The following is a 21,574-nucleotide window of genomic DNA, read 5'->3' on the forward strand; positions in this document are numbered from 1 at the left end:
CGGGACCCAAGCAATGCTCGAATTTCCACGCTGGAAGTACGTCGTCATCCTGATCGTACTGGCGCTCAGCGCGCTGTACGCGCTGCCCAACATCTACCAGAAGGACCCGGCCATCCAGATCACCGCCAACCGTGGCGGGCAGATCGACGATGCGCTGCGCGACCGTGTGCTGGCCGACCTGAAGAAGGCCGGTGTGGACGCCGTTGGTGCCGAGAAGGAAGGGGAGAGTCTGATTGTCCGCCTGCCGGACCTGAAGGCACAGTCCGCTGCCAGCGACGCCCTGCGTGACACCGTCGGTGAGAACTACACCGTGGCCCTGAACCTGGCCTCGACCGTGCCGGACTGGCTGGCCAACCTCGGCGGCCGCCCGATGGTGCTGGGCCTGGATCTGCAGGGTGGCGTGCACTTCGTGCTGCAGGTCGACCAGAAGGCCGCCCTGGACAAGCGCCTGGATGCCTACACCGAAGACGTGCGCAGCACCCTGCGTGATGCGCGCATCCCGTACCAATCGGTGGAACGCCGTGCTGACAACAGCATCGTGGCCAACCTGAGCCCGTCCGCTGGTGACGATGCCGCGCAGCGCGCCCGTGCCGCCCTGGTCAAGGCGCAGCCGACCCTCGGCTACGACGTCAGTGGCAACCGCATCACGGTGACCGTGCCGGAAACCGAGATCACCCAGATCGCCAACGGCGCCATCGAGCAGAACATCAACACCCTGCGCAACCGTGTGAACCAGCTCGGCGTGGCCGAGCCGATCATCCAGCGCCAGGGTGCCGACCGCGTGGTCGTTCAGCTGCCGGGCGTGCAGGACACCGCCGAAGCCAAGCGCATGATCGGCGCCACCGCCACCCTGGAATACCGTGCGGTGGTCGAGGGCAACGCGCAGGACGCCATCACCGCCGGCCGCATCCCGCCGGAAGCGAAGGTCTACCAGCAGCGTGACGGCCGCGGCCCGATCCTGCTGAACAAGCGCGTGATCGTCACCGGCGACCAGATGGTCGGCGCGCAGGCGGTGACCGATTCGAACAGTGGCTCACCGGCGGTCAGCGTGACGCTGAACAATGTCGGCGGCCAGCGCATGTTCGACTTCACCAGTGCCAACGTGAACAAGCCGATGGCGGTGGTCTACACCGAGCGCGTGCCGACCGTGACCGTCGTTGACGGCCAGGAAGTGCGTGGCTTCAAGGTCAACGAGGAAGTGATCTCGGTGGCCAACATCAATGGCGTGTTCGGCAAGAACTTCCAGACCACCGGACTGCAGAAGAAGGAAGCCGAGGACCTGGCCAAGCTGCTGAAGTCCGGCTCGCTGGCCGCGCCGATGGACTTCGTCGAAGAGCGCGTGGTCGGCCCGAGCCTGGGTGCCGAGAACGTCAAGAACGGTATGCGCGCGGTCGTGTTCGCGTTCCTGTTCACCCTGGTGTTCTTCAGCGTCTACTACCGCATGTTCGGCGTGATCACCTCGATCGCGATGCTGTTCAACCTGCTGATCGTGGTGGCGGTGATGTCGCTGTTCGGCGCGACCATGACCCTGCCGGGCTTCGCCGGCCTGGCGTTGTCGGTCGGCCTGTCGGTGGACGCCAACGTGCTGATCAACGAACGTATCCGTGAAGAACTGCGTGCCGGCGTGCCGGGCAAGACCGCGATCGTGACCGGTTACGAACGTGCTTCGGGCACCATCCTCGACGCCAACCTGACCGGCCTGATCGTCGGTGTGGCGCTGTTCGCATTCGGTACCGGTCCGCTGAAGGGCTTCGCGCTGACCATGATCATCGGTATTTTCGCCTCCATGTTCACCGCGATCACCGTGTCGCGTGCACTGGCGACGCTGATCTACGGCCGCCGCAAGAAGCTCCAGAACGTGGCCATCTGACGGGACGACACGCACATGAAACTGTTTCCGCTGCACATCCTCCCGAACGACACCAAGATCGACTTCATGCGCTGGCGCCATGTCGCGATGGTCGTCACGATCATCGTGTTCCTGGCCTCGATCTCCATCATCGGCTTCAAGGGCTTCAACTACGCCCTGGACTTCACCGGCGGCACCCTGATCGAAGCCCGCTTCGACAAGGCGGTGGACGTCGAGCAGGTCCGTACCAAGCTCGAAGAGAACGGCTTCGACGGCGCCCAGGTACAGAGCGTCGGTGGCAACACCGACCTGCTGATCCGCCTGGCCCCGCACGGTGAGCACGCCCCGGGTACCGGCGATGCCGCGCACGAGGACAAGGCCACCGCCGCGGCCGTGGTGAAGGCGCTGTCCACCGCCGACAACCAGGCTACGGTGCTGCGCAATGAGTTCGTGGGTCCGCAGATCGGCAAGGACCTGGCGATGAATGGCCTGTACGCCACCATCTTCATGCTGGCCGGCTTCCTGATCTACATCGCCGTGCGCTTCGAATGGAAGTTCGCGGTCACCGCCAGCATCGTGGCGATGTTCGACCTGATCGTGACGGTGGCTTATGTGTCCCTGCTGGGCCGTGAGTTCGACCTGACCGTGCTGGCCGGCCTGCTGTCGGTGATGGGCTTTGCGATCAACGACATCATCGTGGTCTTCGACCGCGTCCGCGAGAACTTCCGCAGCCTGCGCGTGGACTCGATGGAAGTGCTCAACCGTTCGATCAACCAGACGCTGTCGCGTACGGTGATCACTGCGGTGATGTTCTTCCTGTCGGCGCTTGCCCTGTACATGTACGGCGGCAGCTCGATGGAAGGCCTGGCCGAGACGCACATGATCGGCGCGGTGATCGTGGTGCTGTCCTCGATCCTGGTGGCGGTGCCGATGCTGACGATCGGTTTCCTGCGCGTCAGCAAGCAGGACCTGCTGCCGAAGGCGAAGGACGTCGAGGCCCTGGCCCGTCGCCCGTAAGCGTTCGCGCTGCACGCAACACACAGAGAACCCCGCGCAAGCGGGGTTTTTTGTTGGCAGGGCTGCGCCCTGCACCCGCTCAATGCAACGGCAACGGCAACGGCAACGGCAACGGCAACGTCAAAAGCCGGAGCTGGCTTTCTGCTGGTTGGGCGGGGCCATGTGGGTTGGCAGGACACGCCGTAAACCCGTCCTTGGGGGCTCGATGGCGCCATCCATGGCGCCAACGGTCCTGCCAACCCACATGGCCCCACCTCTGACAGATTCCGGCGGCTGTTGGTAGGTGTCGACCTTGGTCGACACATCTGTCAGATATTGAACAATCAAGATGGGGTCAGATCCGTTTTCCTTCGGAAAACGGATCTGACCCCCAAGAACTGCCCTGACAGATCGCGGAAATCTGTCGAAGGCGGGGTGGGTCCGGTTGAGGGGGCGTGAGCCGCATGGATGCGGCGACCGAGCTTACATGGATGTACTTGCAGCGTCCCCCTCAACCGGACCCACCCCGCCAACCCACAGGAACCCAGTTTTTGACGTTGCTCCGGCTCTGGTCGTTGCTCCGGCCTCTGCAGGTGCAGGGTGCAACCCTGCAAAACAAACCCCACCCTACGCCGCCGTCGGTTGTGCAATCTTCCCCCGCGCACTACGATCCTGCGGTTCGCGCGCGCAGGCGCGCCCGTATTCCTGCTGAGCGCCCCGCGCGCCGCATCTGCCAACCCGAGGTATCCATGGTCATCAAACCGCGCGTCCGCGGCTTCATCTGTGTCACCACCCACCCGACCGGCTGCGAGGCCGCGGTCAAACAGCAGATCGACTACATCCGTGCGCGCCCGCCGATCCAGAACGGCCCCAAGCGCGTGCTGGTGATCGGTGCCTCCACCGGCTACGGCCTGGCGGCGCGCATCACCGCGGCCTTCGGTAGCGGCGCGGCGACCCTGGGCATCTTCTTCGAGCGCCCGGGCAGCGAAACCAAGCCGGGTACCGCGGGCTGGTACAACTCCGCCGCGTTCCACAAATACGCCGACGAAGCCGGCCTGTACGCCAAGAGCATCAACGGCGATGCCTTCTCCGATGAAGTGAAGGCCAAGACCATCGAGATGATCAAGGCCGATCTCGGCCAGGTGGATCAGGTGGTCTACAGCCTGGCCGCGCCGCGTCGCAAGCATCCCAAGACCGGCGAAATCATCAGCTCGACGCTGAAGCCGATCGGCGAGCCGATCACCCTGCGCGGGCTGGACACCGACAAGGAAGTGCTGACCGAGACCCACCTGCAGCCGGCCACGGCCGAGGAAATCGCCGGCACGGTCGCGGTGATGGGTGGCGAGGACTGGCAGATGTGGATCGACGCGCTGGCCGATGCCGGCGTGCTGGCCAACGGCTGCACCACCACGGCCTTCACCTACGTGGGCGAAGAGATCACCCAGGCCATTTACTGGAACGGTTCGATCGGCGCGGCCAAGAAGGACCTGGACACCAAGGTGCTGAGCCTGCGCGAGAAGTTGGCCAAGATCGGTGGCGACGCCCGGGTGTCGGTGCTGAAGGCGGTGGTCACCCAGGCCAGCTCGGCCATTCCGACCATGCCGCTGTACCTGTCGCTGTTGTTCAAGGTGATGAAGGAAAAGGGCACCCACGAAGGCTGCATTGAACAGCTCGATGTGCTCTACGACATCCTCTACGGTGCCAGCGCCGATGGCGTGGCGGTCGATCGCCTGCGCCACGACCTGGTTGATGGTGACGGCAACAAGGTCGCGCTCATCGACGAAGAAGGCCGCCTGCGTGCGGACTACAAGGAAATGGCGACGGACGTGCAGGGCAAGGTCGTCGCACTGTGGCCGCAGGTGACCAATGAGAACCTGTACGAGATCAGCGACCTGGCCGGTTACAAGGCCGACTTCCTGCGCCTGTTCGGTTTTGGCGTGGAGGGTGTCGACTACGAGGCCGACGTCAATCCCGACGTGAAGATCGACAACCTGGTCGATCTGACCTGATCAAGCAAAAGGCCGGCGAAAGCCGGCCTTCTCTTTTGGTAGTGCCGGCCGCTGGCCGGCAACCCCGGGTACCTGAGGCTGCGGGCCAGCGGCCGGCACTACCATCGGTCAACCGAACTCGAAGCCCATCTCCGCCAGCGCGGGGCCGACAAAGTCGCCCTGCACATAGTCCACGCCGGCGCTGAACAGCAGGGTCATCGAGTTGGCATCGCTGACGAACTCGGCGATGGTGCGGATGCCGGCTTCCTGCGCACGCGCGGTGATCTGGCTGATGCGATCGATGTTCTCGCGGGTGGCCGCCAGATCGCTGGTGAAACCGCGGTCCAGCTTGAGGAACTGCGGCTGGAAGTGGGCCAGCAGCTGGAACGAATCCAGCCCCGAGCCGAACTGCTCCAGGCCGATCCGGCAACCCAGCGGTGCCACTTCGGCAAGGAACTGCTGGGCGCTGCGCAGGTGGGTGAACACCTTCGCTTCCGGCGCATGCAGCCACAGCCGCTCGCCAGGCACACCCTGTGCCTGCAGCTCGCGGCGAAGGGTGGCGATCATCTGCGGGTCGTCGAACGATTCCGGGGTCACCTTCACCAGCATCTGGGTGGCATGCCCTTCGCGGGCGCGCTGGCCAAGCACGGCGATCGCCTGCGAGACCACCCAGCGGTTGATGTCGGCCAGCAGGCCGTGCTCCTCGGCGATGCCCAGGAACGCAGTCGGGCTCAGCAGTTCGCCGTTATGCTCCAGACGCAGGTACGCCTCGTACAGCTCCAGTGACTCGCCCTGCAGGTTCAGTACCGGCTGGTAGTGCAGCTGGAAGCCGTCGCCAGCCAGCGCCTCACGGATGCGCGCGACCCAGCGCAGCACGCGTTCTTCCTCCACACGGTCGGCGGCGGCCGGGTCGAAGATGCGGCAGGTATTGCCCAATTCGGCGGCGGCGTGGGTGCATTCGCTGGCGCGCGCCAGTACCTGGCCGATGCTGGCGATCTTCTCGCCCACCTGCACGCCGCCGATGCTCACCGTCACCGTGGCCGAGCGTGCGCCGATGCTGAACACATGCGCGGCGTAGGCTTCGCGGATGCGCTCGGCCAGCGCCACGGTCTGCGCGTACGGCCCGGCCTGCAGCACGGCGAAATTGTGTTCGCCGAAGCGGGCCAGCTGCGCGTCATCGCCAACGACCTCGGCCAGCAGGCCAGCGAGGGCGCCGATCAGGGTGTCGGCCGAGGCCAGGCCGATGTCCGGCAGCAGGCGCGCATAGTGGTCCGGCTCGATCAGCAGCAGGCCGAACTGGCCCTCGCTGCGGCCGGCCTGGGCTACCGCGCTTTCCAGCTGCAGCATGAAGGTCGGGCGGTTGAGCAGGCCGGTGACCTGGTCGCGCTGGCGCAGGTCCTCGACCTCGCGCGCCAGTTCCGGGTCGAACTCCATGCGGCGGCGGAGCACCACCTGCAGGCAGGACTCGCCTTCATAGGTGGCGGCAGTGAATTCCATCGTCGCCGGAAACGCGCTGCCGTCCTCGTGGCGCGCGTCGAGCTGGTACTGCGGCGGCGGCGCCTCGCCACGGCTCAGGCCCTTCAGCAGCTGCTTGAAGCCCTCCACGTGCTGGGCGGCGACCATGTCCAGCAGGGAGATGCCTTCGATGTCGTCGAAATGCTCGTAGCCGAACATCTCCAGATAGGCATCGTTGGCGCGGATATGCATGCCTTCGTGCACGTAGGCGATGGGATCGCGCGAGGAGGCAATCAACGCATCGCAGCGGCGCTCGGTCTCGCGCATCTGTGCCTCGATGCGGCGCAGGCCGCGACGCGCCTGCAGGTCCACCCACTGGTCACGGATCACCGCAAGCAGATGCTCGGGGCGCTGGCGCAGGGCGAGGGCGCGGATACCATGGCTGCTGGCCTGCACCAGCTCGTCCTCGTCGATGCGCTCGGCCAGCAGCACCAGCGGAATGTCCTTGCCGCTGGCAGCGATATGTTGTGCGGCCAACGGCAGTGGAATGCCCTGCGAGGGTGACGCCAGCACCAGGTCGATGGCCTGGCTGGCCAGCACCTGCGCCAGTTCGGCCGCGTCCTGCGGGCGCCATGGGCGCACCGCGATGCCGCTGTTGCGCAGGGTGCTGACGATGGCTTCGGCATTCTCGCCGCTGTCGTCGACGATCAGCAGGCGGATGGTGATGTCGTTCGCGTTCTGCATGCACTGCTCCCCAATCTGCGAACCTAGATACACGATGCGCGGCGAACCGTCCATGCGCGCACCCCTTGCGCGCATCGAACGGCGATGTGGTTCACACCACGCCGCCGGCCGCGTGGCCGCTGGCCCAGGCCCACTGGAAGTTGTAGCCGCCCAGCCAGCCGGTCACATCCAGCACCTCACCGACGAAATGCAGGCCGGGCACGCGCTTGGATTCCAGCGTCGAAGACGAGACTTCGGCCGTATCCACGCCGCCCAGGGTGACTTCGGCGGTGCGGTAGCCCTCGGTGCCACTGGCCACCAGCGGGAACGCGCCCAGCAACTGTGCAGCCTGGCGCAGCACCGGCTCGTCCAGCTGGCGCACCGGGCGGTCGGGCAGCCAGTGCTCGCACAGGCGCTGCGCCAGCCGCTTCGGCAGCACCTCGCCCAGCACCGTGCGCAGTTCGGCGGCGGGCCGCTCCTGCTTCATCTGGCGCAGCCAGTCGCCGGCATCCTGGCCAGGCAACAGGTCCAGCTCCAGCGCGTCACCGGGTTGCCAGAACGACGAGATCTGCAGGATCGCCGGGCCACTCACGCCGCGGTGGGTCAGCAGCATGAAGTTCTGGAAGCTCTTTCCATTGCAGCGTGCCTCGATCGGCAGCGCCACACCGCTGAGATCGGCCAGCCGCTCCTGGTGCTTGCCGCTGAGAGTGAGCGGCACCAGTCCGGCGCGGGTCGGCAGCACCTGGTGGCCGAACTGGCGGGCGATCTCATAGCCGAAACCGGTGGCGCCAAGGCTGGGAATCGACAGGCCACCGGTGGCCGCCACCAGCGAGGCGCAATGGAACAGGCCCTGCGTGGTGTGTACGCGGAAACCATCGGTGCCATGCTCGATGCGCTCTACGCTGCACTGGGTACGGATCTGCACGCCCGCCGTCTGGCATTCGTCCACCAGCATCTTCACGATCTGCTTGGACGAAATGTCGCAGAACAGCTGGCCCAGCTCTTTTTCGTGATACGTGATGCCGTGCTTGTTGACCAGCTCGATGAAATGCCAGGGTGTGTAGCGCGCCAGCGCCGACTTGCAGAAGTGCGGGTTGGCCGACAGGAAGTTGGCCGGGGTGGTGCCGGTGTTGGTGAAATTGCAGCGGCCACCACCGGACATCAGGATCTTCTTGCCGATCTTGTTGGCATGGTCGATCACCTGCACCTGGCGGCCGCGCTGGCCGGCCGTGATCGCGGTCATCAGCCCGGCTGCACCGGCACCGATCACCACCACATCGCAACGGATCGCGCTCATGCCTTGGCGCGCTTGCGCCAGTTCGGGATCACGTCAAGCTGGATCTGATCGTCCAGCAGCTGCACCTCGCCGTCCTGGATCAGCACGCTCCAGCGCATCGCACGCTTGATCTGCTGGCCCCAGCGCTCGACGAAGTCACCGTCCAGATCAACCACGGACAGGTTGTCGAAGCGCGCCAGGCCCTTGCCCTGCTTGCCCCACCAGATCTCCGAAGCGTTGCCGCCATAGTTGATCACCTGCACCTGGCGGCTGCGGTTGCTGGCCTTGCGGATGCGCGATTCGTCGGGATGACCCAGGTCGATCCACTGCAGGATGTCGCCGGTGTAGTCGTGTTCCCAGAGGTCCGGTTCGTCATCGGTGCTCAGGCCGCGGCCGAACTCCAGGCGGTCGCCAGCGTTCAGCGCGAAGGCGAGCAGGCGCACCATCAGGCGGTCGTCGGTCTCGGACGGGTGCTGGGCCAGGGTCAGGTTGTGGGTCGCGTAATAGCCGCGATCCATGTCGCTGATCTGCAGTTCGGCCTTGCGGATGGTGGCGGTGAGAGCCATGGGGGTACCGTGGACTAAAGAGGACCATGATAGAGGTTTGCTCCGGGGGTGTCCGTGGCCGGGCTGTCTGTGCAGCGTCAACGTGGCACGCTTGGGCTCTTTTTCGTTGCCTGAGTGGACCTGATGATCCTGCCCAGCCGCCTGCAGCTTCCGCCCGGCCACTGGGCCACCCTGCTCGACGGCCTGTGCGCGCGTTTTCCGCGCATCGATCGTGAGCAATGGCAGGATCGCTTCGCGCGCGGCCGGGTGCAGGACGCGCAGGGCAGGGCGCTGGCGGCGGACATGCCCTGGCAGGTGGGGCTGGAGATCCAGTATTTCCGGGAGGTGGTGGACGAGCCGGTGATCCCCTTCGCCGAGACCATCGTCCATCTCGATGCGCATCTGCTGGTGGCCGACAAGCCGCACTTCCTGCCGGTCACGCCAGCGGGAGGCTATGTGCGCGAGACGTTGCTGGCACGCCTGGTCGCGCGCACCGGCAATACCGATCTGGTGCCGCTGCATCGGCTGGACCGGCTGACTGCAGGCCTGGTGCTGTTCTCCACGCAGGCTGCATCGCGCGACGCCTACCAGCGGCTGTTCCGCGAACGCCGCATCGACAAGACCTACGAGGCGCTGGCGCCGGCGCTGCCCGCGGCGACGTTCCCGCTGAATCGGCACAGCCGCCTGGCTCCCGCCGAACCGTTCTTCCGCATGGCTGAAGTGCCCGGGGAGCCCAATGCGCGCAGCCGGATCGAGCTGATCGAGGGTGAGGGACCGATCTGGCGCTATCGGCTGCTGCCGGAAACCGGCCGCAAGCACCAGCTGCGCGTGCACATGGCGATGCTGGGCGCGCCGATCGAGGGCGATGACCTGTATCCGCAGTTGCGTCAGCGGCCGGCCGGCACGGCCGAGGTGCCGCTGCAGCTGCTGGCGCAGGGGCTGGCCTTCGACGACCCGTTGAGCGGCGAGCGTCGGGTGTTCAGCAGCCAGCGCTGCCTGCGCCTGCCGGATCCGGAAGGCTAGACGCGTTCAGCGGGCCGGATGCCGCGCCAGCCAGCGGTCCAGCTCAGCCGCAAACAGCTGCCGGTCGCGTGGCCCCAATGGCGGAGGCCCCCCGGTCTGTACCCCGGCGCCGCGAAGTTCCTCCATGAAATTGCGCATCGACAGCCGTTCGGCCATGTTGTTCGGGGTGTACAGCTGGCCGCGCGGGTTCAGCGCCACCGCCTTCTTTTCCAGCACCAGTGCGGCCAGCGGGATGTCCTGGGTGACCACCAGGTCGCCGGCGGCCACCCGCTCGACGATGGCGCTGTCGGCCACGTCCAGGCCCTGCGGCACCTGGATCGAGCGCAGCCAGCGTGAGGGCGGGGTACGGATCCACTGGTTGGCGACCAGGGTCAGTTCGATCCCGACCCGTTCAGCCGCCCGGAACAGGATGTCGCGAATGACGGTGGGGCAGGCATCTGCATCCACCCAGATACGGGGGAGGGCGTGTTCAGCTTGGGTTTCAGCTTCAGTCATTTACCCAGTGTAGGGTAGGAAAAACCTGAATGGGGACTCGGGGTTAGCCGCGGAAAGGCGCCAACCCTTGCCACGCCTAGCGGGCGGCGTTTGTCGATGAACGTCCGGGCTATCGCTTTTTGCAGAAAACACGCGTATCGTTCGTCCCACTGTGTTTGCTAGGGTCACCGTGAATCGTGGCCTGGTGCAGTTGATCTCACGATCCGCTCATCGATCCGCTTTACCAACGCCTGCAACTCAGTCTCGGCCCCGATACCCGGTGGCTGCGATTTTTTCAACATGTGTTTCAGGAGTTAGTCAAATGTCTGATCGTCAGACCGGCACCGTCAAGTGGTTCAACGACGCCAAGGGCTTCGGCTTCATCACCCCGGAAAGCGGCCCGGACCTGTTTGTGCACTTCCGTGCCATCCAGGGCACCGGCTTCAAGACCCTGCAGGAAGGCCAGAAGGTTACCTTCATCGCCGTCCAGGGTCAGAAGGGTATGCAGGCTGACCAGGTGCAGGCGGTCTAATCCGTCTGCTACCGTTTGGTAGCCAGAACGCCGGAAGCGAAAGCTTCCGGCGTTTTTTATTGCCCGCTGCTTTGTAGAGTCGAGCTTGCCCGACTGTCTCTGGAAAGCAGTCGAGCAAGCTCGACTCTACAAAGGGCATGCACCGTGCGCGGTAGGATGCAGGTCCCCCCAAGGATCGTCCCCATGCGCATCGTCCACCATCTGGAAAACTCCCGTTCACTACGCGTGCTGTGGATGCTGGAGGAGCTGGGGCTGGACTACGAGCTGCGCCGCTATCCGCGCGATCCGAAGACGCTGCTGGCACCGCCGGAACTTCGTCAGGTGCATCCGCTGGGCAAGTCGCCGGTACTGCAGGATGGTGAACTGGTGCTGGCCGAATCCGGTGCCATCCTCGATTACCTTGCCGACCGCTACGACACCCAGCGCCAGCTGTCGCCGTCGCCGACGCCTGCCGATGGTGCTGAACGCATCGCCTACCGCTACTGGCTGCACTACGCCGAAGGCTCGGCGATGCCGCCGCTGCTGCTGACCCTGGTGATCGGTCGCATCCGCAGCGCACCGATGCCGTTCTTCGCGCGCCCGATCGCACGCAGCATCGCCGACAAGGCCGAGCGTGGCTTCATCGGCCCGCAGCGGCGTCTGCACCTGGACTGGATGGAGCGCCGCCTGACCGAAAGCCCGTGGTTCGCCGGCGAGCGCTTCAGTGCCGCCGACATCCAGATGAGCTTCCCGATCCAGGCTGCGGCCGCGCGCGGTGGTGGCCTCGACGACAAGCCGGCACTGCGTGGCTTCCTCAAGCGCATCGGTGAACGCCCGGCCTATCAGCGTGCCGAGGCCCACGGCGGTCACCTGCAGGCACTCAGCGGCAATTGAGGAGGGTGGCCGTCGCCCCCATCTTCAGCACCATGGATACCGACAGCCCCCGTTTCGACAACCGCCTGCTGCACACGCTGCCAGGCGACCCCGAATCCGGCCCACGCCGCCGCGAAGTGCTGGGCGCCGCCTGGTCGCCAGTGATGCCGACCCCGGTGACGGCGCCCACGCTGCTGGCCTGGGCACCGGACGTCGCCGAGATGCTTGGCTTCGATATCGCTGAGGTCGAGAGCGAAGGCTTCGCGCGTGTATTCGGCGGTAACGCGCTGTACGCCGGCATGCAGCCTTGGGCGGCCAACTACGGTGGCCATCAGTTTGGTCACTGGGCCGGTCAGCTCGGCGATGGGCGTGCGATCTCGCTGGGTGAACTGGTTGCGCCGGATGGCCGTCACTGGGAGCTGCAGCTGAAGGGGGCCGGCCCGACGCCGTACTCACGCGGGGCGGATGGTCGTGCCGTGCTGCGCTCTTCGATCCGCGAATTCCTGTGCAGCGAGGCGATGCATCATCTGGGTGTGCCGACCACGCGCGCGCTGTCGCTGGTAGGCACCGGCGAAGACGTGATGCGTGACATGTTCTATGACGGCCATCCGCGCGCCGAGCCCGGCGCCATCGTATGCCGGGTGTCGCCGTCGTTCCTGCGCTTCGGTTCGTTCGAGCTGCCTGCGTCGCGTGGTGAAACCGCGTTGCTGCAGCAGCTGGTTGATGCCTGCATCGCCCGCGATTTCCCCGAGCTGGAAGGGGAGGGCGAGACGCTGTACGGCGACTGGTTCGCGCAGATCGCGGTGCGCACCGCCGAGATGATCGCGCACTGGATGCGCGTGGGTTTCGTGCATGGCGTGATGAACACCGACAACCTGTCCGTGCTCGGCCTCACACTCGATTACGGCCCTTACGGCTGGGTCGAGGACTTCGATCCGGATTGGACGCCGAACACCACCGACGCACAGGGCCGCCGTTATCGTTTCGGTACCCAGCCGCAGGTGGCGTACTGGAACCTGAGCCGATTGGCGCAGGCACTGTCGCCGTTGTTTGCCGATGTTGCGCCACTGCAGGCGGGCTTGGCGGCGTTTCAGTCCACCTTCGTGGCCTGCACGCGTCGCGATGCTGCCGCCAAGCTCGGCCTGGCCGCGGCCGACGATGACGACCTGCAGCTCTACCTGCGCTGGCAGCAGCTGATGCAGGACGGTGCCATGGACATGACCCTGGCTTGGCGCGCGCTGATGCGCCTCGATCCGGCCGCACCGGATGCGGCGCTGCTGGACGCGGTGTACTACGACGAGGCGCGCCAACAGGCGGTGCAGGCACCGTTGCAGCACTGGCTGCAGGACTACGCGGCAAGGTTGCAGGCTGATCCGCTGTCGGCCAGTGAGCGCACGGCGAAGATGGCCGCGGCCAATCCGCTGTACGTGCTGCGCAACTGGCTGGCCCAGGAGGCCATCGACCGCGCGGAGCAGGGCGACCTCGGCGGTGTCCATGCCTTGCAGGACGTGCTGCGCGATCCGTACACCGAGCGTGCCGGGCTGGAGCATTTCGCCGGCAAGCGCCCGGCGTGGGCCGACAACCGCGCCGGCTGCTCGATGCTGTCCTGCAGTTCCTGAGGGAGGGTTTCGGCAGGGCTGCGCCCCGCACCCGCAGAGGCAACCGCGCATGTGGGTAGGTGTCGACCTTGGTCGACACGGTAGATCCACGCCATGCGTGGATGCTCTTAGTTCAATTTTCGAAATATTCGATTTCGATGAAGATTCATCCACGCATGGCGTGGATCTACAGAAAGCAATGCCTGACAGATCGCAGAAATCTGTCGAAGGCGGGGTGGGTCCGGTTGCGGGGGCGTGAGCCGCATGGGCCCGAGGCATGCCTCGGGCGGGTTGGGCAGGAGGCCCAACCCCGGTCTTGCCGTGTGCGCAGGACAGCGCACACGAGCAAGCGGCGACCGAGCTTACATGGACGTACTTGCAGCGTCCCCCGCAACCGGACCCACCCCGCCATCCCACAGGAAACCCGCTGTTGCCCTTGCCCTTGCTCTTGCTGTTGTCGTTGCCTTGGCTTGAAGCCTCTGCAGGTGCCGGGCGCAGCCCGGCCGATACCCCTCAACAGGCAGGCGGCGCCCGGAACAGGTACCCTATGCCGCCATCAGATAGCCAACGTGACATGACCGACGCCATCGTCGCTCCGCAGTGGGCCTCCCGCCTGCGCGACATCGCCGACTTCCCCAAGCCCGGCATCCTCTTCAAGGACATCATGCCGCTGCTCGCCCATGGCGAGGACTTCCGCGGTGCCATCACCGCGATGGCCGACCGTTGGCGCGACCAGAAGCTGGACGCGGTGATCGGTATCGAATCGCGTGGCTTCATCCTCGGCGCCGCGATGGCGCTGGAACTGGGCGTCGGCTTCGTGCCGGTGCGCAAGCCGGGCAAGCTGCCGGGCCAGGTGCTGCGCGAGGAATACACGCTGGAATACCGCAGCGACTGCATCGAAGTGCACGCCGATGCGCTGCCGGCCGGTGCCCGCGTGGCGATCATCGACGACGTGCTGGCCACTGGCGGCACGCTGGTTGCGGCGCTGTCGCTGGTGCGTCGCCTGGGCGTTGACGTGGTCGGTGCCGGCGTATTGGTCGAGCTCGACGGCCTCGGCGGCCGCGCGCGCTGGGAAGCGGACCTGCCGCTGTACACCGAATTGGTGTTCTGATTAGAGGGTAGGTGCCAACCAAGGTTGGCAGCGCTTTTCGCGACTGGCGCCATGGACGGGCCAACCAAGGTTGGCCGCTACCAGGTCAGATCGTTGCCAACGTGGTTGGCAACGCTGCTTCAATCACATCATCCGAACGCGGAAACGACGGCCCTTGATCTTGCCGGCTTCCAGCTTCGCCACGGCCTTGTTGGCCTGTTCACGCGCGATCGCCACATAGGAGCGGGTCGGGAAGATCGCAATCTTGCCGATGAACTTGCTCGACAGGCCGGCGTCGCCGGTCAGTGCACCGAGGATGTCGCCCGGGCGCAGCTTGTCGGTCTTGCCGCCGTCGATCCGCAGCGTGCGCATCGCGGCCTGCGGCAGCTCGGCCGGGCGCGAAGTCGCCAGCGGCGTCTTCTGCCAGTCCAGCGGCTGACCCATCTGCGCTTCGATGGCTTCGGCACGGGTCTTCTCGCGGCCGGCCACCAGGCTGATCGCCAGGCCGCTGGCACCGGCACGGCCGGTACGGCCCACGCGGTGCTGGTAGCTCTCCACGTCGGTCGGCAGCTCGTAGTTGATCACCGCCGCCAGCTCTTCCACGTCCAGGCCGCGCGCGGCCACGTCGCTGGCCACCAGCACGTTGCAGCTGCGGTTGGCCAGCAACAACAAGACTTCCTCGCGGTCGCGCTGCTCCATGTCGCCGTGCAGGGCCAGTGCGGAGAAGCCGAACTGCTGCAGCGAGTTGGCCACTTCGTCCACGTCCTTGCGGGTGTTGCAGAACACCACCGCCGATTCCGGCGTGTACTTCAGCAGCAGGCCGGCCAGCGCCTTCTGGCGATGGGCCGGTTCCACCTCGCAGAACATGTGGCGGATGGCCGGTGCCTGGTCGGCGCCTTCCACGGTCACTTCCACTGCCTCGCGCAGCAGGTCACGCGCCATGGCGCGGATGCTGTCCGGGAAGGTAGCGGAGAACAGCAGGCTCTGGCGGTCCTTGTGGGTGCGGCCGGCGATCTCGCGGATCGGCTCCTCGAAGCCCATGTCGAGCATGCGGTCGGCCTCGTCCAGCACCAGCGTGCGCACCGCGCCAAGATTCAGCGCGCGCTTGCGTGCCAGCTCCTGCACGCGGCCGGGCGTGCCGACCACCACGTGCGGGTCATGGCCTTCCAGCGAGGCCAGCTGCGGACCCAGCGGCACACCGCCCACCAGCAGCAGCAGCTTCAGGTTGGGGATGCCGGTGGCCAGCTTGCGGATCTGCTTGCCGACCTGGTCGGCCAGTTCGCGGGTCGGGCACAGCACCAGCGCCTGCACGCGGATCAGGCTGGGGTCGATCGCCTGCAGCAGGCCCAGGCCGAAGGCGGCGGTCTTGCCGCTGCCGGTTGGCGCCTGTGCGATCACATCGCGGCCATCGAGGATGGCCGGCAGGCTCTGCGCCTGCACGGGGGTGAGAGTGGTGTAGCCGAGGGCATCCAGGCCGGGCTGCAGGGCCGGGCTCAGCGGCAGGGTCGAGAAGTCAGTCATGGCGCATTGTACCCGTCCGCGCGGCCGCTCCCGCCTAATGGGGTGGGGTCGGATCCCTTTCCGCAGGAAAGGGCTCTGACCCCCAATTGGAGCCGCCATCCACGCATGGCGTGGATCTACTGGTGGGTGCCGACCTCGGTCGGCACGGGCCCGCTCAGCCCAGCACCGCCAGCACACCCTGGTGTATCGCCAGCCCGCCGAACAGCAGCCAGCCGAACAGGATCAGCGCCAGCAGCAGCGGCTTCAGGCCGGCCTGGCGCAGCGCCGAAACGTGGGTGGTCAGGCCCAGCGCGGCCATCGCCATCGCCAGCAGCACGGTATCCAGCTGCACCAGCCCGGCCTGCAGGCCGGCCGGCAGCAGATGCAACGAGTTGAAACCGGCCACGGCCACGAAACCGAAGGCGAACCACGGCACCACGATGCGCGCCTTGCTGCCATCGGCGCTGGCCTTGCCGCCACGCGCCAGCCACAGTGACAGCGCGACCAGGAACGGTGCCAGCAGCATCACCCGCACCATCTTGGTGATCACTGCGGTATCGGCCGCCGCTTCGTTGACCGCGCGGCCAGCGGCCACCACCTGTGCCACTTCATGCACCGTCGCACCGGTGAACAGACCGTACTGGCGCGCGTCCATCGCCAGCCAGCCGTGCGACTGCACCAGCGCATACAGGGCGGGATACAGGAACATCGCCAACGTGCCGAACACCACCACCGTCGACACCGCCACCGTGACCTGCGCAGCACGGCCGCGCACCACCGGTTCGGCGGCCATCACCGCCGCCGCGCCGCAGATCGCGCTGCCGGCACCGATCAGCATCGCCGCCTCGCGTTCCATCTTGAACACGCGCATGCCCAGCCAGCAGGCCAGGCCGAAAGTACTGGCGACCACCAACACGTCCATCAGCACACCGGTGACGCCAACATGGCCGATGTCCTGGAAGGTCAGGCGCAGGCCATACAGCACGATGCCGGCGCGCAGCAGCCAGTGCTTGGAGAAGCCGACACCGGCCGCGCTGCTCGGCGCCAGCCGCGGGTAGAGGGTGTTGCCGACCACGATGCCGGCGACGATGGCCACGGTCAGCGCGCTCAGACCGTGCGCCTGCAGCCAGGGCAGCTCGGCCAGGTACAGCGACGCCGCCGCGATCAGGCCCACCAGCAGCAGGCCGGGCAGGCGCGGCTGCCAGCGTTGACGCAGGGCGGGCAGGGACCAGGAGGAGAGAGCGGGGGCGTTCATGGCAGGAGCAGGGCTGGGGTGACGTGGCAAGCGTGCGCGCCAGACGATGACCTGTAAAACGAATAATATGGGTGAAACCTACCCATCAAGAAGGTAAGTGCCATGCGCCTGACCTTGCGCCAGCTGCAGGTCTTTGTCGCCATCGCCGACCACGGCAGCACCACTGCCGCCGGCCAGGCCATTGCGCTCTCGCAGTCGGCCAGCAGCGCCGCCCTGCAGGAGCTGGAGGCGCACTTCGGCACCCCGCTGTTCGACCGCATCGGCCGCCGCCTGGCGCTGAACGGCCACGGCCGCGCCCTGTTGGAACCCGCGCGCACGCTGCTGGTCAACGCCGCCGACCTCGAGCGCCAGCTCGCCGCCGGCGGTGACCCCGCGCAAGGCGCACCACTGCGGCTGGTGCTGGCCGCCAGTACCACCATCGGCAACTACCTGCTGCCGCCACGCATCGCCGAACTGCTGCGGCAGGCGCCACAGGCCGAGGTCGACCTGCGTATCGACAACAGTGCCGGCGTGGTCGCCGCCGTGCAGCGCCTGGATGTGGACGCCGGCCTGATCGAAGGCCCGTGCCACGAGCGCGGCCTGCAGGTCACGGCCTGGCAGCAGGACCCGTTGGTGATTGTGGCTGCCGCCGACGCCCCCGCGCGCTGGACGCTGGATCAACTGCGCCGCGCACGCTGGCTGCTGCGCGAGCCCGGCTCAGGCACCCGCGAGGCCGTCGAACAGGCGTTGTTGCCGCATCTGCGCGGTTTCGCGCAGACCCTGCAGCTGGGCAATACCGAAGCGATCAAGCAGGCCGCCATCGCCGGTCTTGGCCTGGCCTGCCTTTCGCGTCATGCACTGGAAGAGCCGCTGGCTCTCGGCCGCCTGCGCGTGCTCGAGACCCCGTTGCCCGCCCTGCAGCGCACCCTGTGGCTGGTACGTCACCCGGGCAAGCAATGGTTGCCGGGGTTGCAGGCGTTGTTGGGGGAGGTGCAGTAGCCGAGATCCGTCTTCCACAGCGCGAACTTCACGAAGGGGTCAGAGCCCGTTGCGCAGCAACGGGATCCGACCCCGTGCCGACCAACGGTCGGCACCCAACAACAGCAGCGGGAAACTGTCGAAGGCGGGGTGGGTCCGGTTGCGGGGGCGTGAGCGCCATGGATGGCGCGACCGAGCTTACATGGACGTACTTGCAGCGTCCCCTGCAACCGGACCCACCCTGCCATCCCACAGGAAACCGGCTTTGGCTGTTGCTTCGGCCGTTGACCTTGCCTCTGCGGGTGCCGGGTGCAACCCGGCCGACGCCCCCAACCGGTACAATGGCCGGATGCCTCTGATTACCCTACAGAACGTCGACTTCAGCGTCGGCGGCCCGTTGTTGCTGGAAAAGGCCGAACTGTCGATCGAGCCGGGCGAACGCATCGCCCTGATCGGCCGCAACGGCGCCGGCAAATCCACCCTGCTCAAGCTGCTGTCCGGCGACCACAAGCCCGATGACGGAGAAGTGCGCGTGCAGCAGGGCGTGCGCGTCACCCGCCTGGAGCAGGAAGTGCCGCACGGCGCCGCCGGTTCGGTGTTCGATGTTGTGGCCGACGGCCTCGGCGAACTGGGCCAGTGGCTGGCCGAATTCCACCACCTCAGCCATGCCGAGGTCTTCGATGGCGAAGCGCTCGGCAACGTGCAGGCCAAGATCGACGCCGCCAACGGCTGGGGCCTGGATCAGCGCGTCAGCGAAACCCTGACCAAGCTCGACCTGGACGGCGAGGCCGAGTTCGGCCGCTTGTCCGGCGGCATGAAGCGCCGCGTGCTGCTGGCCCGCGCGCTGGTGTCCAGCCCGGACGTACTGCTGCTGGACGAACCGACCAACCACCTCGACATCGAAGCCATCGATTGGCTCGAAGCGTTCCTGAAGGGCTGGAGCGGCAGCGTGGTGTTCGTCACCCATGACCGCCGCTTCCTGCGTGCACTGGCCACCCGCATCGTCGAGATCGACCGCGGCCAGGTCACCAGCTGGCCGGGCGACTGGGCCAACTACGAGCGCCGCCGCGAGGAACGCCTCAACGCGCAGGCGCAGGAAAACGCCCGCTTCGACAAGCTGCTGGCGCAGGAAGAAGTCTGGATCCGGCAGGGCATCAAGGCGCGGCGTACCCGCGATGAAGGCCGCGTGCGCCGCCTGAAGGCGATGCGCAACGAGCGCTCCGCGCGCCGCGACCTCAGTGGCAACGTCAAGATGGAAGCGGCCCAGGGCGTCAGCTCGGGCAAGAAGGTCATCGACGTCAAGGACATTTCGTTCGCCTTCGGCGAGCGCACCATGGTCCGCGATTTCACCACCACCATCCTGCGTGGCGACCGCATCGGCCTGATCGGTCCCAACGGCAGCGGCAAGACCACGCTGCTGAAGCTGCTGCTGGGCGAACTGCAGCCGGCCAAGGGAGAGGTCAACGCGGGCACCAACCTGCAGATCGCCTATTTCGACCAGTACCGTGCGGTGCTGCGCGAAGACTGGAGCGCCATCGAGAACGTGGCCGAGGGCCGTGATTTCCTCGAGTTCAACGGCAAGCGCAAGCATGTGCATGCCTACCTGCAGGACTTCATGTTCACCCCGGAGCGCGCGCGTGCGCCGATCACCCGCCTGTCCGGTGGCGAGCGCAACCGCCTGCTGCTGGCCAAGCTGTTCGCGCAGCCGTCCAACCTGCTGGTGATGGACGAACCGACCAACGACCTGGACGTGGAAACCCTGGAGCTGCTGGAAGAGCTGCTGGGCGAGTACACCGGCACCCTGCTGCTGGTCAGCCACGATCGTGACTTCATCGACAACGTGGTGACCTCCACGCTGGTGATGGAAGGCGACGGTGTGATCGGTGAGTACGTCGGTGGCTACAGCGACTGGCAGCGGTACGCCAGCAGCATTGCCGCCGCGCCGACGGCGGTGGCTGCTGCCAAGCCGGCCACCGCCGCACCCGCTGCAGCGGCCGCTACGCCGGCAGCCCCCAAGCGCAAGCTGGCCTACAAGGAAGCGCGCGAGCTGGAGCAGCTGCCGAAGACCATCGAGAAGCTGGAAGGCGACGTCGAAGGGCTGACCTCGGCGATGAACGACCCGTCGTTCTACACCCGCAGCAGTGCCGAAGTAACCGCGCACACCCAGCAGCTGGCCAAGGTGCAGGCCGAGCTGGATGCGGCTTACGCGCGCTGGGAAGAGCTGGAAGGCTGAGGGTTGAACCGCGCCCGCCGGGCATGGCCCGGCGCTACCGGGGCGTGTTCCCGCCGGGCGCGGTGTTCGTGGGGCGCGCAGGATGCCGGTAGCGCGGGGCCATGCCCCGCGAGCGCGCAGCGCGGCGCTTCTGGCTTTCCGCCGGGCATGGCCCGGCGCTACCGAAAAGCAGCCGAGCGCAGGCTCGGCTCTACAGGTGCGAGGGCGTCACGGCGCCCGATCCTATTTAACCCCGTGCAGATCCCGCAGCTGGCTCGGTCGGCTGCCGAAATACGCCGCCAGATCGGCGATGTCCTGATCACTCAGGTCCTTCGCCTGTGGCGTCATCAGCGCATGCTGGCGGTCGCCGGCACGGTAGGCCTGCAGCGCATGCGCCAGGTAGTCACCGTACTGCCCACCCAGCTTCGGATAGGTCGCATCGATCGGCGCATTGCCGTCAGCGCCGTGGCAGTCGATGCAGCTCTGGTTGGTGGCCTTGCTCTTCACCTTGGCGCGGGCCTCGCCGGCGGCCTCGCGGCCCGGTGGCAGGCCGGCGGAGGATGAAGAGCCGTGTTCGCCGCTGGCATGGCCCGGGTCGGCGGCGGATTTCTCGCTGTTTTCCACCTGCGACTGTGAACAGGCGGCCAGCAGCAGGGCAACGGACAGGGCGATGGCGTGACGCATCGGATGCGCGGCTTTCGACATGGGCGGGCCTTACTTGACGGTGGACAGGTAAACAGAGAGATCGGCGATCTCCTGTTCGCTGAAACTCATCGACTGCGCCTGCATCGTCGGATGCCTGCGCTTGCCCTGCCGGTACTCGGTCAGGGCCTGGGCCAGGTACTGCTGGGTCTGGCCGCCGATCTTGGGCACCCGATAACTGGGGTAGGCGTTCTTGTAGCCGGTGATGCCATGGCACCCCTGGCAGGTATAGGCCAGTACCCGGCCATTGTCGAAATTGCCGATGGGAGCGGTGGCCTGCGGCGCGGCGGCGGGCGCCGGAGCCGGGGCGGGTGTTGCAGGAGCAGGAGCGGGCTGTGCGGCGGCCCCGAGGGGCAGGAGGACGGCCAGAGCGAGACAAGCGGCGAGCGGCTGCGGGCGCATGGTGTCTTTTCCGGGGATTCGGGTCTGGTCGTTCCGGCGTGGGGTACGGAACGACCCGAGTATAGCCTCAGGTTTCATCTAGCTGAAATGGGGGTGGGCCGACCGGTGGCATGAAGGCACCATGACCTTTGGGATATGGTGTGGC

Annotated in this window: 18 protein-coding genes; 10 read left to right on the forward strand and 8 right to left on the reverse strand. The window is 66.7% G+C overall.

Annotated elements, in window-relative coordinates; all coding sequences use genetic code 11:
* The first annotated feature begins 13 nt into the window (after window positions 1-13).
* The 3 genes from secD (at window position 14) to fabV (ending at window position 4,854) form a co-directional block, all read left to right on the forward strand.
* Window positions 14-1,870 carry a protein translocase subunit SecD gene (gene secD / locus AC0Z6F_RS03590; RefSeq protein ID WP_012510770.1) on the forward strand — a complete coding sequence of 619 codons (1,857 nt, stop codon included), beginning with the start codon at window positions 14-16 and terminating at the stop codon, window positions 1,868-1,870.
* Between the two features lie 15 nt (window positions 1,871-1,885).
* The gene (gene secF, locus AC0Z6F_RS03595) at window positions 1,886-2,866 is read left to right on the forward strand and encodes a protein translocase subunit SecF (RefSeq protein ID WP_004153298.1); all 981 of its coding nucleotides are present in this window, start codon (window positions 1,886-1,888) and stop codon (window positions 2,864-2,866) included.
* A gap of 728 nt (window positions 2,867-3,594) precedes the next feature.
* Complete coding sequence (fabV, locus tag AC0Z6F_RS03600) at window positions 3,595-4,854, forward strand: enoyl-ACP reductase FabV (protein WP_485616699.1); 1,260 nt, start codon at window positions 3,595-3,597, stop codon at window positions 4,852-4,854.
* A gap of 108 nt (window positions 4,855-4,962) precedes the next feature.
* On the opposite strand, the gene AC0Z6F_RS03605 is transcribed toward fabV, so the two are convergent.
* The 3 genes from AC0Z6F_RS03605 to AC0Z6F_RS03615 form a co-directional block, all read right to left on the reverse strand.
* Window positions 4,963-7,032 (reverse strand): EAL domain-containing response regulator, encoded by a 2,070-nt coding sequence (locus tag AC0Z6F_RS03605; protein ID WP_100468360.1) that lies wholly within the window; start codon window positions 7,030-7,032, stop codon window positions 4,963-4,965.
* 91 nt (window positions 7,033-7,123) lie between these two features.
* Complete coding sequence (locus AC0Z6F_RS03610) at window positions 7,124-8,308, reverse strand: BaiN/RdsA family NAD(P)/FAD-dependent oxidoreductase (protein ID WP_485616698.1); 1,185 nt, start codon at window positions 8,306-8,308, stop codon at window positions 7,124-7,126.
* A complete protein-coding gene (locus AC0Z6F_RS03615; RefSeq protein WP_032969767.1) occupies window positions 8,305-8,853 on the reverse strand; it encodes a YaeQ family protein in 549 nt (182 codons plus the stop codon). The genes AC0Z6F_RS03610 and AC0Z6F_RS03615 overlap by 4 nt, the downstream gene beginning before the upstream one ends.
* Before the next feature lie 123 nt (window positions 8,854-8,976).
* On the opposite strand from AC0Z6F_RS03615, the gene AC0Z6F_RS03620 reads away from it, so the two are divergent.
* The gene (locus tag AC0Z6F_RS03620) at window positions 8,977-9,855 is read left to right on the forward strand and encodes a pseudouridine synthase (protein WP_485616697.1); all 879 of its coding nucleotides are present in this window, start codon (window positions 8,977-8,979) and stop codon (window positions 9,853-9,855) included.
* A gap of 6 nt (window positions 9,856-9,861) precedes the next feature.
* On the opposite strand, the gene AC0Z6F_RS03625 is transcribed toward AC0Z6F_RS03620, so the two are convergent.
* Entirely contained in the window at window positions 9,862-10,350 is a 489-nt protein-coding gene (locus AC0Z6F_RS03625; protein WP_485616696.1) for a YaiI/YqxD family protein, read from the reverse strand.
* 301 nt (window positions 10,351-10,651) lie between these two features.
* On the opposite strand from AC0Z6F_RS03625, the gene AC0Z6F_RS03630 reads away from it, so the two are divergent.
* The 4 genes from AC0Z6F_RS03630 to AC0Z6F_RS03645 all read left to right on the forward strand — a co-directional run bounded on the left by AC0Z6F_RS03630 (window position 10,652) and on the right by AC0Z6F_RS03645 (window position 14,422).
* Entirely contained in the window at window positions 10,652-10,861 is a 210-nt protein-coding gene (locus AC0Z6F_RS03630) for a cold-shock protein (protein ID WP_004153307.1), read from the forward strand.
* A 183-nt stretch (window positions 10,862-11,044) separates the two neighbouring features.
* A complete protein-coding gene (locus tag AC0Z6F_RS03635; protein ID WP_012510777.1) occupies window positions 11,045-11,734 on the forward strand; it encodes a glutathione S-transferase family protein in 690 nt (229 codons plus the stop codon).
* A 32-nt stretch (window positions 11,735-11,766) separates the two neighbouring features.
* Window positions 11,767-13,332, forward strand: coding sequence for a protein adenylyltransferase SelO (locus AC0Z6F_RS03640; protein ID WP_485616810.1), 1,566 nt, complete (start codon window positions 11,767-11,769; stop codon window positions 13,330-13,332).
* A 553-nt stretch (window positions 13,333-13,885) separates the two neighbouring features.
* A complete protein-coding gene (locus AC0Z6F_RS03645) occupies window positions 13,886-14,422 on the forward strand; it encodes an adenine phosphoribosyltransferase (protein WP_049400096.1) in 537 nt (178 codons plus the stop codon).
* 123 nt (window positions 14,423-14,545) lie between these two features.
* Here the strand turns inward: AC0Z6F_RS03645 and dbpA are convergent, their stop codons facing one another.
* Both dbpA and AC0Z6F_RS03655 read right to left on the reverse strand, forming a co-directional pair.
* Entirely contained in the window at window positions 14,546-15,922 is a 1,377-nt protein-coding gene (gene dbpA, locus AC0Z6F_RS03650; RefSeq protein WP_012510779.1) for an ATP-dependent RNA helicase DbpA, read from the reverse strand.
* A 154-nt stretch (window positions 15,923-16,076) separates the two neighbouring features.
* On the reverse strand, window positions 16,077-17,156 hold the full coding sequence (locus AC0Z6F_RS03655) for a YeiH family protein (RefSeq protein WP_485616695.1): 1,080 nt from the start codon (window positions 17,154-17,156) through the stop codon (window positions 16,077-16,079).
* A 102-nt stretch (window positions 17,157-17,258) separates the two neighbouring features.
* Between AC0Z6F_RS03655 and AC0Z6F_RS03660 the strand changes: the two genes are divergently transcribed.
* Both AC0Z6F_RS03660 and AC0Z6F_RS03665 read left to right on the forward strand, forming a co-directional pair.
* The gene (locus AC0Z6F_RS03660; protein ID WP_006360934.1) at window positions 17,259-18,134 is read left to right on the forward strand and encodes a LysR family transcriptional regulator; all 876 of its coding nucleotides are present in this window, start codon (window positions 17,259-17,261) and stop codon (window positions 18,132-18,134) included.
* A 328-nt stretch (window positions 18,135-18,462) separates the two neighbouring features.
* Complete coding sequence (locus tag AC0Z6F_RS03665; RefSeq protein WP_485616694.1) at window positions 18,463-20,346, forward strand: ATP-binding cassette domain-containing protein; 1,884 nt, start codon at window positions 18,463-18,465, stop codon at window positions 20,344-20,346.
* A 222-nt stretch (window positions 20,347-20,568) separates the two neighbouring features.
* Here the strand turns inward: AC0Z6F_RS03665 and AC0Z6F_RS03670 are convergent, their stop codons facing one another.
* Both AC0Z6F_RS03670 and AC0Z6F_RS03675 read right to left on the reverse strand, forming a co-directional pair.
* Window positions 20,569-21,030: a c-type cytochrome gene (locus tag AC0Z6F_RS03670; protein ID WP_006361215.1), complete on the reverse strand. Its 462-nt coding sequence runs from the start codon at window positions 21,028-21,030 to the stop codon at window positions 20,569-20,571.
* Window positions 21,031-21,039: 9 nt separating this feature from the next.
* Window positions 21,040-21,429, reverse strand: coding sequence for a c-type cytochrome (locus tag AC0Z6F_RS03675; RefSeq protein ID WP_485616693.1), 390 nt, complete (start codon window positions 21,427-21,429; stop codon window positions 21,040-21,042).
* Window positions 21,430-21,574: the final 145 nt, after the last annotated feature.

This window comes from Stenotrophomonas sp. 1L-E-5-B-C3 (genome assembly GCF_057292075.1).

Bases quoted from the DNA above. Each gene is read 5' to 3' on its own strand.
- secD (WP_012510770.1), top strand. From the start codon at position 14: ATGCTCGAATTTCCACGCTGGAAGTACGTCGTCATCCTGATCGTACTG.
- secF (WP_004153298.1), top strand. From the start codon at position 1,886: ATGAAACTGTTTCCGCTGCACATCCTCCCGAACGACACCAAGATCGAC.
- fabV (WP_485616699.1), top strand. From the start codon at position 3,595: ATGGTCATCAAACCGCGCGTCCGCGGCTTCATCTGTGTCACCACCCAC.
- AC0Z6F_RS03605 (WP_100468360.1), bottom strand. From the start codon at position 7,032: ATGCAGAACGCGAACGACATCACCATCCGCCTGCTGATCGTCGACGAC.
- AC0Z6F_RS03610 (WP_485616698.1), bottom strand. From the start codon at position 8,308: ATGAGCGCGATCCGTTGCGATGTGGTGGTGATCGGTGCCGGTGCAGCC.
- AC0Z6F_RS03615 (WP_032969767.1), bottom strand. From the start codon at position 8,853: ATGGCTCTCACCGCCACCATCCGCAAGGCCGAACTGCAGATCAGCGAC.
- AC0Z6F_RS03620 (WP_485616697.1), top strand. From the start codon at position 8,977: ATGATCCTGCCCAGCCGCCTGCAGCTTCCGCCCGGCCACTGGGCCACC.
- AC0Z6F_RS03625 (WP_485616696.1), bottom strand. From the start codon at position 10,350: ATGACTGAAGCTGAAACCCAAGCTGAACACGCCCTCCCCCGTATCTGG.
- AC0Z6F_RS03630 (WP_004153307.1), top strand. From the start codon at position 10,652: ATGTCTGATCGTCAGACCGGCACCGTCAAGTGGTTCAACGACGCCAAG.
- AC0Z6F_RS03635 (WP_012510777.1), top strand. From the start codon at position 11,045: ATGCGCATCGTCCACCATCTGGAAAACTCCCGTTCACTACGCGTGCTG.
- AC0Z6F_RS03640 (WP_485616810.1), top strand. From the start codon at position 11,767: ATGGATACCGACAGCCCCCGTTTCGACAACCGCCTGCTGCACACGCTG.
- AC0Z6F_RS03645 (WP_049400096.1), top strand. From the start codon at position 13,886: ATGACCGACGCCATCGTCGCTCCGCAGTGGGCCTCCCGCCTGCGCGAC.
- dbpA (WP_012510779.1), bottom strand. From the start codon at position 15,922: ATGACTGACTTCTCGACCCTGCCGCTGAGCCCGGCCCTGCAGCCCGGC.
- AC0Z6F_RS03655 (WP_485616695.1), bottom strand. From the start codon at position 17,156: ATGAACGCCCCCGCTCTCTCCTCCTGGTCCCTGCCCGCCCTGCGTCAA.
- AC0Z6F_RS03660 (WP_006360934.1), top strand. From the start codon at position 17,259: ATGCGCCTGACCTTGCGCCAGCTGCAGGTCTTTGTCGCCATCGCCGAC.
- AC0Z6F_RS03665 (WP_485616694.1), top strand. From the start codon at position 18,463: ATGCCTCTGATTACCCTACAGAACGTCGACTTCAGCGTCGGCGGCCCG.
- AC0Z6F_RS03670 (WP_006361215.1), bottom strand. From the start codon at position 21,030: ATGTCGAAAGCCGCGCATCCGATGCGTCACGCCATCGCCCTGTCCGTT.
- AC0Z6F_RS03675 (WP_485616693.1), bottom strand. From the start codon at position 21,429: ATGCGCCCGCAGCCGCTCGCCGCTTGTCTCGCTCTGGCCGTCCTCCTG.